The 14,165-nt window shown below is 42.5% G+C and carries 15 protein-coding genes; 11 read left to right on the top strand and 4 right to left on the bottom strand.

What is annotated here, in order from left to right; translation table 11 throughout:
• Positions 1-75: 75 nt before the first annotated feature.
• Positions 76-837: a hydrogen peroxide-dependent heme synthase gene (hemQ, locus tag JOC74_RS10880; RefSeq protein ID WP_053604601.1), complete on the bottom strand. Its 762-nt coding sequence runs from the start codon at positions 835-837 to the stop codon at positions 76-78.
• A 257-nt stretch (positions 838-1,094) separates the two neighbouring features.
• Here hemQ and pta point away from each other — a divergent pair, with 257 nt between their 5' ends.
• From pta to JOC74_RS10865, 3 genes are all read left to right on the top strand, one after another.
• Positions 1,095-2,066, top strand: a complete 972-nt coding sequence (gene pta / locus JOC74_RS10875) for a phosphate acetyltransferase (RefSeq protein WP_053604600.1) — start codon at positions 1,095-1,097, stop codon at positions 2,064-2,066.
• Between the two features lie 93 nt (positions 2,067-2,159).
• Entirely contained in the window at positions 2,160-3,005 is an 846-nt protein-coding gene (lipL, locus tag JOC74_RS10870) for an octanoyl-[GcvH]:protein N-octanoyltransferase (protein ID WP_053604599.1), read from the top strand.
• Between the two features lie 115 nt (positions 3,006-3,120).
• Entirely contained in the window at positions 3,121-3,882 is a 762-nt protein-coding gene (locus JOC74_RS10865) for a prespore-specific transcription regulator RsfA (RefSeq protein WP_053604598.1), read from the top strand.
• Positions 3,883-3,989: 107 nt separating this feature from the next.
• Here JOC74_RS10865 and JOC74_RS10860 read toward each other — a convergent pair whose 3' ends face one another.
• A complete protein-coding gene (locus tag JOC74_RS10860) occupies positions 3,990-4,439 on the bottom strand; it encodes a hypothetical protein (RefSeq protein ID WP_148564340.1) in 450 nt (149 codons plus the stop codon).
• A complete protein-coding gene (locus JOC74_RS10855) occupies positions 4,400-5,596 on the bottom strand; it encodes an amidase (RefSeq protein WP_053604596.1) in 1,197 nt (398 codons plus the stop codon). The genes JOC74_RS10860 and JOC74_RS10855 overlap by 40 nt, the downstream gene beginning before the upstream one ends.
• Before the next feature lie 182 nt (positions 5,597-5,778).
• Here JOC74_RS10855 and JOC74_RS10850 point away from each other — a divergent pair, with 182 nt between their 5' ends.
• The 6 genes from JOC74_RS10850 (at position 5,779) to JOC74_RS10825 (ending at position 11,817) form a co-directional block, all read left to right on the top strand.
• Complete coding sequence (locus JOC74_RS10850) at positions 5,779-6,000, top strand: YuzB family protein (RefSeq protein ID WP_053604595.1); 222 nt, start codon at positions 5,779-5,781, stop codon at positions 5,998-6,000.
• Positions 6,001-6,184: 184 nt separating this feature from the next.
• Positions 6,185-7,486 carry an HD domain-containing protein gene (locus tag JOC74_RS10845; protein WP_053606132.1) on the top strand — a complete coding sequence of 434 codons (1,302 nt, stop codon included), beginning with the start codon at positions 6,185-6,187 and terminating at the stop codon, positions 7,484-7,486.
• Between the two features lie 23 nt (positions 7,487-7,509).
• The gene (locus JOC74_RS10840) at positions 7,510-8,025 is read left to right on the top strand and encodes a YwgA family protein (RefSeq protein ID WP_053604594.1); all 516 of its coding nucleotides are present in this window, start codon (positions 7,510-7,512) and stop codon (positions 8,023-8,025) included.
• Positions 8,026-8,100: 75 nt separating this feature from the next.
• Positions 8,101-9,513 (top strand): glycolate oxidase subunit GlcD, encoded by a 1,413-nt coding sequence (gene glcD / locus JOC74_RS10835; protein WP_053604593.1) that lies wholly within the window; start codon positions 8,101-8,103, stop codon positions 9,511-9,513.
• A gap of 38 nt (positions 9,514-9,551) precedes the next feature.
• Positions 9,552-10,844: a (Fe-S)-binding protein gene (locus tag JOC74_RS10830; RefSeq protein WP_376773389.1), complete on the top strand. Its 1,293-nt coding sequence runs from the start codon at positions 9,552-9,554 to the stop codon at positions 10,842-10,844.
• Between the two features lie 322 nt (positions 10,845-11,166).
• Positions 11,167-11,817 (top strand): HAD hydrolase-like protein, encoded by a 651-nt coding sequence (locus tag JOC74_RS10825; RefSeq protein WP_053604591.1) that lies wholly within the window; start codon positions 11,167-11,169, stop codon positions 11,815-11,817.
• A gap of 29 nt (positions 11,818-11,846) precedes the next feature.
• Here the strand turns inward: JOC74_RS10825 and JOC74_RS10820 are convergent, their stop codons facing one another.
• Positions 11,847-12,452, bottom strand: a complete 606-nt coding sequence (locus JOC74_RS10820; RefSeq protein ID WP_053604590.1) for a trimeric intracellular cation channel family protein — start codon at positions 12,450-12,452, stop codon at positions 11,847-11,849.
• A 335-nt stretch (positions 12,453-12,787) separates the two neighbouring features.
• Between JOC74_RS10820 and JOC74_RS10815 the strand changes: the two genes are divergently transcribed.
• Positions 12,788-13,456, top strand: coding sequence for a site-2 protease family protein (locus JOC74_RS10815; protein ID WP_053606131.1), 669 nt, complete (start codon positions 12,788-12,790; stop codon positions 13,454-13,456).
• Positions 13,457-13,467: 11 nt separating this feature from the next.
• Positions 13,468-13,983 carry a YwhD family protein gene (locus JOC74_RS10810; RefSeq protein WP_053604589.1) on the top strand — a complete coding sequence of 172 codons (516 nt, stop codon included), beginning with the start codon at positions 13,468-13,470 and terminating at the stop codon, positions 13,981-13,983.
• Positions 13,984-14,165 lie beyond the last annotated feature (182 nt).

Below are 14,165 nucleotides of genomic sequence, written 5' to 3'. Positions count from 1 at the left end.
TATGCTAGCATATTCCAAAGTGAGAAACAATATTTAGACGAAAATAATTATATTTCATTTGCTCTGGCAAATGTTTTAAACATAAAAGAAAGCAGGCAGCTTGTCAGCATCAATCAAGTTGCCGACAAAAAATGATCCGAATTCGCCGTAGCGCGCGCTTACCTCATCAAATCTCATTTCGTAGACCAGCTTTTTAAATTGAAGGACGTCATCGGAAAACAAAGTGACTCCCCATTCGTAATCATCAAAACCGACGGATCCGGTGATGATCTGCTTCACTTTCCCTGCATAGCCGCGGCCAATCATTCCGTGGCTTCTCATCAGACTTTTCCGCTCGTCCATTGAAAGCATGTACCAGTTGTCATTGCCCTGTCTGCGTTTATCCATTGGATAGAAGCAAACGTGTTTTGATTCCGGCAATTTAGGATAAAGCCGTGCCCGAACATGTGGGTTTTGATAGGGATCGCCTTCTCCATCCGCCAAGTAATTGCTTAGTTCAACGACAGAAACGTAAGAGTACGCCGGTATTAAATATTCGGCAATCGCTGACTTATTAAATTCAAGCTCAATTTCATTAAGCTCTTCCATTGTTGACCGCAGAATCATCAGCATAAGATCAGCTTTTTGGCCGACAATGCTGTATAGAGTGCTGTCTCCGCTTTCGAGGTCTCTTGCTGCTCCCCATTTTTTTAATAGTCCAGTAAACTCTTGAATGATTTTTTCACGTTCATCTCCTGGCAACAGCTTAAAGGAAGCCCAATCGATAAGGCGGAAATCATGCAAGGCATACCAGCCGTCCAACGTTTTTGCTGCTTCATTTGCTTGCTGTTCACTCATTATATTCACTCCTAAACAATATGTACTCGTTATTTTCTTTACTATAACATAGTTTGTTCGATTCTTCGGAGATGAAACCTTGGGCGGATTTGGTATATTTTGTGTCAGAAAGGTGAAAGTAAAATCAGCATTCTTTTGCTTAAATTAATTTGAAAAATAAGAAATTGTTTTGAAAGCGCTATAATACAAAGTGAATGTTTGAATTTGTTTGCAAGCATAGTATCCTTAACTTATGTACTTACCAAGGAGGTAACAAAGTGGCAGATTTATTTACACTCATTGAAGAAAAAGTAAAAGGGAAAGACGTCCGAATTGTTTTTCCGGAAGGAACAGACGACCGGATATTAACAGCTGCAATTCAGCTAGCAGGCAAAAGTATTCTTCAACCAATCGTTGTTGGAAACAAAGAGGAAATTACAAAAAAAGCTGATAGCTTACATTTAAAGTTAGACGGCGTTGATATTTATGATCCACATACATACGAAGGATTGGAAGAGCTGGTTCAATCATTCGTTGAGCGCCGTAAAGGCAAAGTAACGGAAGAGCAAGCGCGAAAAATCCTCTTAGATGAAAATTATTTTGGAACGATGCTTGTCTATAAAGGCCTTGCGGATGGACTTGTAAGCGGCGCAGCACATTCAACGGCTGATACCGTTCGCCCAGCACTTCAAATCATAAAGACAAAAGAAGGAATCAAAAAAACGTCCGGCGTCTTCATTATGGTTCGCGGCGATGAGCAATATGTCTTTGCAGACTGTGCCATCAATATCGCCCCAAACAGCGACGATTTGGCAGAAATCGCAGTGGAAAGTGCAAACACAGCGAAAATGTTCGATATCGATCCTCGTGTGGCCATGCTGAGCTTTTCAACAAAAGGATCCGCAAAATCGGATGAAACAACAAAAGTAGCAGAGGCAGTAAAAATAGCGAAAGAAAAAGCACCTGATTTGACATTGGATGGAGAATTTCAGTTCGATGCCGCATTTGTCCCGTCTGTTGCTGAGAAAAAAGCTCCGGACTCTATTATTAAAGGAGACGCTAATGTCTTTGTATTCCCGAGCCTTGAGGCCGGCAACATTGGCTACAAAATTGCGCAGCGTCTCGGAAACTTCGAGGCTGTCGGACCGATCCTTCAAGGCCTCAATCAGCCTGTGAACGATCTTTCGCGCGGATGCGACTCTCAGGATGTTTACAACCTTGCGCTGATTACAGCCGCTCAAACCCTTTAATAAAAATCCTGCAAACAATGGTTTGCGGGATTTTTGTATGGCTTATGCTATAATGATGTCGGTTTGAAATCGTATGGAAAGGGTTATTGATAGATGTCGAATCATTCGATTGAATTACTTATTCAGCCGGAGTGGCGGATTATTGACCAATCCGGAATGGGCTTTCATTTTGATGCTAAGGAATCCTTTGCCATCGATGATACTCTATGTACATTCGTTGGAAAAGGTATCTCTCCTGCGACTGCTCGTTCATGGGTTCACCATGATACCATTGTCCTCGGAATCCAGGATACGAAGCTGCCCTATTTGTTAGAAGGGGTCGAGCTTCTTGAGGACGCAGGCTACCGGGTAATCGTCAGAAATTCAGGCGGACTCGCCGTAGTTTTAGATGAAGGCGTACTTAATATCTCGTTAATTTTCCCGGAAAATAAAAAGGGGATTGATATCGACAGCGGGTATCGGGCGATGGTTGAATTGATAGACGGAATGCTCGCTTCCTTTGGTGTAGAAATAAAGGCATATGAAATCATTGGCTCGTACTGTCCCGGAAGCTATGATTTAAGTATCGGAGGCAGAAAATTCGCCGGTATTTCCCAACGCCGGATGCGGGGCGGAGTTGCTGTCCAAATCTATATCTGCGCAAATAAAAGCGGAAGCAAACGAGCAGAGCTGATTAAACAATTTTATGAGACTGCTTTAAAAGATAAAAGGAATGCTGTAAAGATTGCCTATCCTGAAATCGTTCCGGAAAGTATGGCCTCCCTTTCAGAAATAATCGGACAAGAGATAACAGTTCCTGATTTAATGCTCAGGCTCCTTACCCAATTGAAAGACCTGAGCCAAAGAATTTACTCTGCTCCTTTATCTGAAGAAGAACAAACGGAATTTAATAAAAATCTAAAAAGGATGGTTGACCGGAACGAAAAGGCTTTTATATAGGCTTTCTTTCGATTCTGTTTAAATACGAAAACGCCAACTATATTAGCAAACTTGTATAAATCTTTCTCAATTTGGAAATTCTAATATCAACCAAATAATATGGGGGTTGAGAAAGATGACAAAGCAAAGACAGGATGCATGGTCTGAAGAAAATGATCTATTGTTAGCAGAAACGGTACTGCGGCATGTAAGAGAGGGCAGCACACAACTGAATGCGTTTGAGGAGGTCGGCGACAAGCTGAACCGCACCTCAGCAGCTTGCGGCTTCCGCTGGAACGCTGTCGTAAGGCATCAATATGAAAAAGCACTATCGCTCGCGAAAAAACAACGAAAACAGAGAATGAGAGCTATGGGAAAAGGCCAGCAGGCGAAAAAACGCCTTCTGTACAATCCGCCGGCTGCGGGTCAGGTGACAGAAGAAAAGAAACCGCTTGAGAACGAACAAAAAGAAAAGGTTCCGGCAATTTCCGAAGAGCATTTGCCTTATGTAGATGAGAGCTTTAAAGAAGAGTTAGCTAGTTTATCCCATCTATTAACTGGCTCTGCTCAGCCTGAAGTGAAGACTCAAGACGAGCTGACAATGAGTGACGTCATTGATTTTCTTAAAGGATATCAAGGTCAAAAATCTACAACATTACAGCTTGAAAATGACCGCTTGAAAAACGAAAATCAAGAACTCCATCTTAAAATTGAAAAACTGGAAGCCGAAGTCAAAAAGCTTGAAAAGGATCAAGTGACAGTTCAAGAGGATTATGAAACACTAGTGAAAATCATGAACCGTGCAAGAAAGCTAGTTTTATTTGAAGAAGAAGACCATTCATCTTCCCCTACATTTAAGATGGACCGTAACGGAAATCTTGAAAAAATGGCGGAATAATAGCAAACAGCCTCGGGTCCCTATGGAAATGTAGGGCCCCGAAGCTGTTTTTGTTTGCAAGATCGCTTGTCGTGCAATTAACTTTGGTAACGGTGCAAATATTGCTGTTATCTGTGCAATTCCTGGTCCAACGGCGCAATTATCCTTGTAACCGGTGCAATTCCCAAGGGCAACGGTGCAAATATCGTTGTTACCGGTGCAATTCCCAAGGTCAACGGTGCAATTATCGCTGTTATAGGTGCAATTCCGGGGACAACGGTGCAAATATCCCTGTAACCGGTGCAATTCCCAAGGTCAACGGTGCAAATATTGCTGTTATCAGTGCAATTCCCCGGGTCAATGGTGCAATTATCATTGTTACCGGTGCAATTCCCACAAAACAACCCGTCCGCACCCTCAATTCTCAATCTACTGTCCACTCGCGACAATAGAAGAGCGAGCACCCGATCGATCCCCTGGCGCCAATCAGCGCAAGCGGCCTGATCATCAGCGCTATCCCTAACGTCGTCGCCAGAGTCTAGAGCATGTTCAGCTGATCGCCGGTTTTCCGGATCCACTTTAGCAGCTTGCGGTCTTGATCAGGGGCTGCAATTACGGAAATACCAATTGGTAAGCCGTCTACTTCAGCCCAAGGGAGAGTGATTTGCGGAAGTCCTGCTAATCCAGCAATACAGGTCATTTCAAGCGTCTGCATTCGCGTTTGATTTAATGCTTCGCCTACCGCGTTTCTAAGCGGGGCTGGTCCCGGAGCCGTCGGCATAATCAGCACGCCGTTTTTCCCGAGAAGGGCTTGCATTTGCTGGCGCAGTCTTTTTCTGACATTGTTGTATTTTTCTCTGATTTCTTTATCCAAGGTGCTTGCCCAGTCGAAGCGGCTGGCAATATCTTCGCCGAATTCAGGTTTTTCTTGTTTGATCCATTCTCCGTGGATCTCCCAAATTTCAAGACCTTGTAAATGACGGAACGCTTCTCGCAGATGAGACAGTCCATTAGGATGCAGGACAGTTTCGGATTGATCCGGTACCGTTTTCGCCATCTGATCGATAATGTCTTTTACAGCTAGCTGGGTTTGCGATTCCAGCTGGCTTGTAATATCAGGAACGAGAAGTGCTTTCTCAAAATCCTCATCCCCATCCTGCAAAAAGTCGTCCGCCTCTTCAAAAAGGACCTGGCACACTTTTTCAAACACATCAAATCGTTTAGAAAGAATTCCTGCCGTATCAAACGTAGGAGCAAGCGGGATTAACCCGTCGGTTGAGATAAGCCCGTGTGTTGGCCGATAGCCGTATACACCGCAGTAGCTGCCGGGTATGCGGATGCTTCCGCCTGTATCTGTCCCAACGGTGAAATCAGCAAGACCTGCTCCTGCAGCTACGGCAGAACCACTCGATGAACCGCCGGGGATCCGTTTGGAATCAGCCGGGTTGACAGGCGTACCGTAGTGGAGGTTTTCTCCATTTAAGCTGTACATCAATTCATCGGTTATAGTCGTTCCTTTTAATGTGGCTCCGTTTTGCAATATAGTTTCTATAATCGCAGCATGCTTCTTAGCTTTCTGGTGAGTCTTCAGCCAATCCGGATTTCCGGCACTTGACGTATAATTTTCAATATCAAATACATCCTTCACTGAAAAGGTCAAACCATCAAGAGGTCCTGATTTCAAAGGCTTCACAGTAATCGTTTCGTTTATGTAAGCATTCCAAGCTGTAGTCATTCACTTTCCCTCCGTCACATGAATAATGTGTATATTCTGACTTTAAATCGAGAAAAAAGCAAATGTTTTATGAAGATTTGCAATTGATTCTCTGCTTGCAAGGATCCTTAAATCCTTGTAAAATAACGGATAGCGTATAGAACTATGAAAAAATGCAGATCGTATGAAAGGAAGCGTATGAAATGGGTAACGAATTTCGAGTGTGCGATGATTGCCAAGCTACCAATCTGAAGACGCTGTTGCCGCGCCTGAAAGAAGTTGATCCCGATTCTGATATAAAAATTGGCTGTCAATCCTACTGCGGACCGGGACGAAAAAAGTCATTTGCTTTCGTTAATAATCGGCCTGTTGCTGCACCAGATGAAGATCAGCTGATTGAAAAAGTAAAAAGAAAAGTGAGATAAACTCATCAAAAGCCATGGCCGATGCCGGGCTTTTTATTATCAAATAAAAAAATACTATCACTCAAAATGCATGGGACAGGCTTTTTGACCTACGAAACAAAAACAAGGAACAAATTCAAGGATGTTTTCAAAAAAAAGACCGTTTATAATAGAAAACATATCTCGGAAAGAAGTGGACGGATTTATGGCTTATGAAAAAGAGAAACTATCTGAAGAAAAGGTATTTAAAGATCCTGTTCACCGCTATGTGCATGTAAGGGACAAGCTGATATGGGATTTAATTGGCACACGTGAGTTTCAGAGACTGAGACGGATTAAGCAGCTCGGAACCACATATTTAACCTTTCACGGGGCAGAGCATAGCAGGTTCGGCCACTCTCTTGGCGTATATGAAATTGTCAGGCGTATGGTCGATGATGTGTTCAAAGGCAGGCCGGAATGGGACAACAGTGAGCGTGATTTATGTCTTTGTGCCGCCTTACTTCATGATTTGGGCCATGGGCCATTCTCCCATTCATTTGAAAAAGTGTTTCATTTAGACCATGAGAATTTCACCCGTGAAATCATTTTAGGTGACACAGAGGTCAACCAGGTGCTAAGGCGGGTCGGTGAAGATTTTCCTAAAGCCGTTGCTGAAGTGATCGAAAAAACGTATAAGAACAAGCAGGTAATCAGCCTCATTTCAAGCCAGATTGACGCAGACCGGATGGATTATCTTCAACGCGACGCCTATTATACCGGCGTCAGCTACGGCCACTTTGATATGGAACGGATACTCCGGGTCATGAGGCCGAGAGATGATCAGGTCGTTATAAAACAAAGCGGCATGCATGCTGTAGAAGATTACATTATGAGCCGATATCAAATGTATTGGCAGGTGTATTTTCATCCTGTAACGAGAAGCGCCGAAGTGATATTATCGAAAATTTTACATCGCGCAAAGCAGCTTTATGAAGAAGGCTACCAATTTAAACATACTCCGGCTCACTTTTACTCAATCTTTGAAGGGAAAGTAACCCTGTCCGATTATCTCAAGCTTGATGAGTCCATTATTCTTTATTATTTTCAAGCATGGGAAGAAGAAGAAGACAGCATACTTTCCGATTTGTGCAAGAGATTTAGCAACCGTCGCCTTTTTCAATACGTAGAATTTAACCCAAACGAAGAAATGGTCAAGTTTTTTGAGTTAACGACGTTATTTAAGCGGGCGGGAATCGATCCAGACTATTATTTAGTTGTTGATTCTTCCTCCGACCTTCCATATGACTTTTATCGTCCGGGAGAGGAAGAAGAACGCCTCCCTATTCATTTGCTTACGCAGGACGGCAGTTTAAAGGAGCTTTCCAGACAATCTGATATCGTCGATGGCATTTCGGGAAAAAGGCGTACTGATCATAAGCTCTATTTTCCCCAGGATTTGATTATGGACCTTTCCGTAAAACGAGCGGCTAAATTAAAAATAAAAGAATTGTTAAAACTGACTTAAGAGATAAAGGAGATGAAGGGGTTTTGTTGAAAGAACACGCAAAGCTGATGAAGGTCTTCTCGGAATCGGGGGAAATCATCGGCCGCAAGAAGCTGCAGAAAATGATTTATATTGCAAAAAAATTGGATCTTCCCTTTTATGAAAAATATGATTTTCACTTTTACGGCCCTTATTCGGAAGAATTGACGCTGCAAGTCGAGGAGCTTTGCAATTTAGGTTTTCTGAATGAGGTAAAAGAAAAAAAGGGCGGTTATTATCAATATCGTTACGCCTTGACTGACCAAGGAAACGAATTCTTGAATCGCGCCGAGGTGAATATGCCGCCGATTAAAGAGTATATGCTCGATCTAAACGAACAGTCATCCCGGTTTTTAGAGCTTGTCTCAACGATTTTATTCTTTGACAATCTTGAAGATGACGAAAAAAAAGACAAGGTTTTTACTGTTAAGAGCAAGCTGCGTTATACAGATGAAGAATACGCAGAAGCGATCGGGTACATAGGTAAACTAAAGCAGATCAACGAAAATCCGTCTCACTAGGGCGGATTTTTTTGTTGGAGTATCAATGTTCAACGAATCCCATTTACTGTATGATTGAACAAAGGGGGATGTTAAATGTTGGAGCAATCGGTTTTAGAGGTGTTTCAAAGAATTGTCGGCGCTGAAAATGTTGAGCATACGAAAGCAAGCCTATTCTCTTATTCGTATGATGCAACACCGGGCTTTCAATCGATGCCGGATGCTGTTTTGTCTCCGAGAAACAGCGAAGAGATTGCGAAGATTATTGACGTGTGCCGCGAACATCGAATCCCAATCGTCCCTAGGGGTTCAGGAACCAATCTGTGCGGCGGGACGTGCCCAACTGAGGGAGGGGTCGTTCTGCTTTTTAAGCATATGGATAAGATTTTGGAAATTGATGAAGAAAATCTGACAGCTACCGTTCAACCGGGGGTGAATACGCTTGATTTTATTCAAGCTGTTGAGGAAAAGGCTCTGTTTTATCCGCCGGATCCAAGCTCTATGAAAATATCAACGATCGGCGGCAACATCAGTGAAAATTCCGGCGGGCTGAGAGGATTAAAGTATGGCGTCACCCGCGACTATGTCCTTGGCCTTGAGGTCATTCTCGCCAATGGAAAAACGATTCGGACAGGCGGGAAATTGGCAAAAGACGTTGCTGGATACGATTTAACGAGACTTTTCGTCGGGGCAGAAGGGACATTGGGGATTGTCACTGAAGCAACGTTAAAGCTCATTCCTCCTCCCGAGACGAAGCAGACAATTCTCGCGATCTATGACGATATCGGTGCTGCTGCAAGAAGCGTTTCGTCGATCATAGCAAATAAAATCATACCGGCGACGCTTGAATTTTTGGATCAGCCAACCATTAAGGTGGTAGAAGATTTTGCGCGGATTGGATTGCCAACTGAGGCTGATGCGATTCTATTAATCGAGCAGGACGGGGCTTTTGAGGTTGTCTCCCGCGACATACTTAAAATTGAAGCGATTTGCTTACAGGAGAACGCATTAAATGTAAGCGTTGCCAAAACCAAGAAGGAAGCGGAGGCTTTAACAACCGCAAGAAGATCGGCATTGTCGGCGCTTGCCCGTTTAAAACCGACAACGATTCTAGAAGATGCCACCGTACCGCGGTCGAAGGTAGCTGAGATGGTGCTGGCCATTAAAGAAATTGCTCAAAAGCATCAAGTCGAAATTTGTACATTTGGCCATGCGGGAGATGGCAATCTGCACCCGACCTGTATCACCGATTCGAGAGACAAAAGTGAATATGAACGCGTTGAAAAAGCCTTTGAAGAAATTTTTGAGAAAGCGATAGAGCTTGGCGGGACGATCACAGGTGAACATGGGGTCGGCCTCATGAAGGCGCCTTTTCTGGAATGGAAGCTGGGTGAAGCGGGCGTCGAGGCGATGAAAGCAATCAAGACGTCATTAGATCCCGAAAACATCTTAAACCCTGGCAAGATTTTTGCAAAGGCTTCCCGCAAACGGGTGGTGTCCGGTAATTGAATACGCAAGAAAAAATTCAAACCGATTTTAAAAAACGGATGGATGAAGAAGAGCTTTTGAACTGCATGCGCTGTGGTTTTTGCCTACCTTCATGCCCGACCTATATTGAAACAAATAAGAATGAGGCTGCCTCTCCAAGAGGGCGAATCGCTTTAATGAAGGGTGTCGTTGACGGACATATCGAGCCTGATAAGGATGTAGAACGTCAGCTCAATTTATGTCTAGGCTGCAGGGCATGTGAGCCGGTCTGCCCAGCGGGGGTCAAATACGGCCAATTACTCGAAGAGGCGAGAGACATTATCGAGCAGAATAAAAAGCACAGCTTGCCTGTCAAAGTATTGCGAAAAGCGGTTTTTCATCACTTTTTCCCTTATCCTAACCGCATCCGCGGAGTGATGGGGCTTATGTCTTTTTATCAAAGAAGCGGTCTTCAGACGGTTGTGAGAAAAAGCTGCGTATTGAAGCTCCTGGGCGAAAATTTGTCTGATATGGAAAAAATACTGCCGAAGGTGCCGGAGATAAGGAAAATGAAAAGCCGTCCGCACCATGTAAAACCCGAGGGGAAAATAAAAAAACGAGTGGCATTCTTTAGTGGCTGTTTGATGGATACGATGTTTTTACCGACAAACGATGCAACGATCAAGCTGCTGCAGCTTGCCGGCTGCGAGGTCGTTATTCCGAAGGAGCAATGTTGCTGCGGAGCTCTTCATGGCCATAGCGGCGAGAAGGAAAAAGCAAAGGAGCTGGCCAAACGAAATATTGAAGCGTTTGAGGATCTGAAGGTTGATGCCATTATCACTAATGCCGGAGGCTGCGGAGCTTTTCTTATCGAATACGATTATTTGCTTAGAGACGACCCCAGATGGGCTGAGCGGGCATTGGCATTCTCCTCAAAGCTGAAGGACCTGTCCGCTGTGCTCACGGAACTCGATTTTCACAAACAAAAGCTTTCTTTACAAAATGAAACGATGACTTATCAAGACTCCTGCCACCTTAGAAACGTCATGGGAACCTCATCACAGCCGAGGAAACTGCTTCAAGCGATTCAAGGGAGCGAGTACAGGGAAATGAAGAATGCCGATCGCTGCTGCGGGTCAGCGGGCATTTACAATCTCGTCGAACAAGAGATGTCCATGCAGATCCTTGACCATAAGATGGAGAATGCCGAAGCATCCGCAGCAACCATTATTGTGACGGCTAATCCCGGGTGCTTACTTCAAATGAAGCTGGGCATACAAAGGGAGGGTCTCGAGAATAAGGTGCGAGCCGTCCATATCGCAGATCTCTTAGTAGAAGCCATAGCAGATGATAAAAACCAGAAACCACTTTAGGGTGATCTGGTTTCTCTTTGTTATTTTATTTATACATAGGGCATGTAGAACCATCAATAATTTTGTGTAAATGCCAGGGGAAATTAACTCATGAAAAAGTGCAAGGTTATTATCTGATCTGTTTTCCTCGGAATTCTTCTATTATCCGGGATTTTAATCAACGAAAATAGTCATCAAGAAGAATCAAATGATTTCAAAACAGCGGAGAACGGTTGGTTTGGTTAAGTCCGTTTGAGTGAAATGTTTTAATATAATACAATGAATACTACGGGAAAAGATAAGTGGTTATACTTTTTAATTTCAGAAGAGTGGGCGTGAAGAAATGATTAAAACAGCTATTTTCGATTTTGATGGAACCATTGTTAACTCAAGAGGACTAATGGTGAAATTTTATAATGAGCTGGCTGAGAAATATAACTATAAAATTATTGAGCCTGATGAAATTGAATATTTAAGCACCTTGTCTATTCCAGATCGATGCAAAGTACTAAGGGTTCCTCTTTACAGAGTGCCTCAGATGGGGATGTATGCAAAAAGCAGATATCAGGAAACTATTGGTTCCTTAAAGACGAATGAAGGAATTAGAGAGTTGGTTTTCGGCTTGAAAGAAAAAGGGTATGTTCTTAGTATCATTTCATCAAATTTGAAGCCGAGTATCCGTACCTTTTTAAAAAATAATAACATGGATATTTATGATCACATTTATCCAGCAAAAAAATTTTTTGGTAAGAATCATACAATCAATACTTTTATGAAGAAATTAAAAATAAGTTATGACGAGGCTGTATATATTGGCGATGAATTAAGAGATATAGAAGCCTGCCGCAAATCAAATATTAGGATTATTTCAGCTGCATGGGGATATGATTCAGCTGAACTGTTAGCAAAAGAAAATCCAGATTATCTTGTTTATCGTCCGAATGATGTCCAAAGTGTAATTGATGAAATGGACAAAGAAAGCACGATGATATGATTAAAAACCGACGGAACTCCGTCGATTTTTTAATTCGCCCCAAGTCTGCGTATCGGCAGCTTCCAATTATAAGTGTAGGAAAGGACACGCATAATAGTTACGAGGCCAAATAATATATACAATTCCCAAGAGTTTGAAGCGATTTTAAGTCCAATAAGTATGCCAGCAAGAATAGCCCATACTGCATATATTTCGGACCGTAACACAATCGGTTTCCGTCCGGCTAATAAATCGCGAATAATTCCGCCGCCGATTCCTGTTAAAACAGCTGCAACAATCACTGCACTGAGTGGATGGTTCATGTTTGAAACATATATCGCACCTTGAATCGCAAAGGCAGATAAACCGAAGGCATCGAACAGATTGCCCCATCTTTGCCAATGCTTCAGGAGATTAGACGGGAATAAAAACACTGCTGTTATGGATAACAAAGCAATTTGAAAAAATAATCCCTGCTCCCATAAAGCAGAGACTGGAACACCGATTAACAGGTTTCTTATTGCCCCGCCGCCAAAGGCAGTGACAATTCCTAAAATATAAACGCCAAAAATATCATATTCTTCTTCCATGGCAATAATGGCTCCGCTGACAGCAAAAGCTATTGTACCAATCATACTTAAAACTTCCCAAGTCATTTCTTATCCGATTTCTCCTCTATTACTAATTTTATTAATAAACAATAGTCATTCACTCTTTTTAACAAACAATAAAATGTTATCACGGAAGCAGAAAAATACAAGAAAATTTTTATTGAAAAATACAGCTGCGGGCCGAGAAAAAAATCGATTGAAGATTTTTTGGCATAGGCAGTTTAATGATTGTCTCAGGAATTTTATATGGTATTACTTCCTAAAGAGAACAGCAGCAGTGAAGTCGTGACAAAAAAAGCTGTCGGTTTAGAAAAGAAAGAAAGGATATAGTATACTAAAAGGAAGAGCTTTAAGAGAAAGAGGGATTTTGCCATTTGGATATTTTTTCGAACTTTTTAGCGTTTCCTTTAGAATATATTCCGTTTGTCGCGATCACGTTAATCGCCGCCTTTACTGTCCATGAATTTTCTCATGCTTATGTTGCATACCGATTTGGAGATTCGACTGCGGAAAAACAAGGGCGGCTGACACTGAACCCGATCAAGCATTTGGATCCGTTTGGGACGATTTTGATATTTCTCGTTGGTTTTGGGTGGGCGAAGCCTGTCCCCGTTAACCGGTTTTTCTTTAAAAACCCTCGCAGGGCAGGAATACTCGTTTCATTTGCTGGACCGTTCAGCAATCTGGTCTTAGCGTTTCTTGGACTTTTCTTGCAGGTGATCCTTGCGAAGCTGCCGTTTATTGCCGGACTGCCTGACGGATACTTGCAGTCTCTCACATTGTTTTTTAATATTTGGGTGCATTTAAATTTGGTGCTGTTTTTATTTAACTTAATGCCGTTTCCTCCTTTGGATGGATTTCGGATCATACAGGACCTTGTTTCCCCTGATGTACGGGCAAAAATGACCCAGTACGAGTCTTATGGCGCCATTTTATTCTTAATTTTAATCATAACGCCGTTAGACAATATCTTAATCTGGCCGGTTTTAGATAGGGGAATGCGATTCACCCTTAATGTCTTTAATACACTATTACAACCATTGCTTTAGGAGGTTTTCTTATGGAAGGCGGAAAAAAGAAAAAATCGATTGGTTTTAATATCATTAAAAATGATCCTACGGACGGCCATGGCGGATATGGAGTAGGCGCACTAAGCCTGGATAACATTTCTCCTGTATTTGTTGATGTTGAGGAGAAGGAAGCATTTGTTGATATCGGCGCCATGCACGCGAGAAGCACGGTAGAAAAAGGAATCAAATTTCTTCCCAATAAAGAGGAAGTGCCAAACGGAAAGCCGTTTTGGCTTGTATGGGTTACGATCGACCGAAAAGAAGAAGGGCCGTATTATGCCGGTGTCACAGCCTGTGAGATGACGGTAGACAGGAGCATTCGACGCGGCTACAAATCTCTTCCGGAGCACGTCAATCTTATGGACAAATCGATGAAAAGAAAAATAATTGTTGATAAAATGGATGACAGCTCCAAGCAAGTGCTTGCAGATTTTCTTCAAAAGCACGACAAAGGATTTTGGGACCGATCAACAGATGAGTTAAAAGATCAACTCTTACAAAAGTAAAGTAAGAATTTTCTGTGAAAATATACTCAAATAAGATGGACATATACTCTCAAATTTGATATATATATTCTAATAGCTGGTTTTACACCAGACCATGGAGAGCTTCGGGCTGAATCTAAGCCCGGGGTTTTTCATTTATGGATCTTGCGGATATAACGATAATTATACTCAAATAAACAGAG

The sequence above is a fragment of the Bacillus capparidis genome (assembly GCF_017832095.1).
In the GTDB taxonomy this organism is placed as follows: domain Bacteria; phylum Bacillota; class Bacilli; order Bacillales; family Bacillaceae; genus Bacillus; species Bacillus gobiensis.
The sequence above is the reverse complement of the archived record's forward strand: the minus strand, read 5'-3'. Positions and strand labels throughout refer to the sequence as shown.

Excerpts from the sequence above, each read along its gene's own strand:
- hemQ (WP_053604601.1), bottom strand. The coding sequence starts at position 837 with ATGAGTGAACAGCAAGCAAATGAAGCAGCAAAAACGTTGGACGGCTGG.
- lipL (WP_053604599.1), top strand. The coding sequence starts at position 2,160 with ATGTCGAATCATTCGATTGAATTACTTATTCAGCCGGAGTGGCGGATT.
- JOC74_RS10865 (WP_053604598.1), top strand. The coding sequence starts at position 3,121 with ATGACAAAGCAAAGACAGGATGCATGGTCTGAAGAAAATGATCTATTG.
- JOC74_RS10855 (WP_053604596.1), bottom strand. The coding sequence starts at position 5,596 with ATGACTACAGCTTGGAATGCTTACATAAACGAAACGATTACTGTGAAG.
- JOC74_RS10850 (WP_053604595.1), top strand. The coding sequence starts at position 5,779 with ATGGGTAACGAATTTCGAGTGTGCGATGATTGCCAAGCTACCAATCTG.
- JOC74_RS10845 (WP_053606132.1), top strand. The coding sequence starts at position 6,185 with ATGGCTTATGAAAAAGAGAAACTATCTGAAGAAAAGGTATTTAAAGAT.
- glcD (WP_053604593.1), top strand. The coding sequence starts at position 8,101 with ATGTTGGAGCAATCGGTTTTAGAGGTGTTTCAAAGAATTGTCGGCGCT.
- JOC74_RS10830 (WP_376773389.1), top strand. The coding sequence starts at position 9,552 with ATGGATGAAGAAGAGCTTTTGAACTGCATGCGCTGTGGTTTTTGCCTA.
- JOC74_RS10825 (WP_053604591.1), top strand. The coding sequence starts at position 11,167 with ATGATTAAAACAGCTATTTTCGATTTTGATGGAACCATTGTTAACTCA.
- JOC74_RS10820 (WP_053604590.1), bottom strand. The coding sequence starts at position 12,452 with ATGACTTGGGAAGTTTTAAGTATGATTGGTACAATAGCTTTTGCTGTC.
- JOC74_RS10810 (WP_053604589.1), top strand. The coding sequence starts at position 13,468 with ATGGAAGGCGGAAAAAAGAAAAAATCGATTGGTTTTAATATCATTAAA.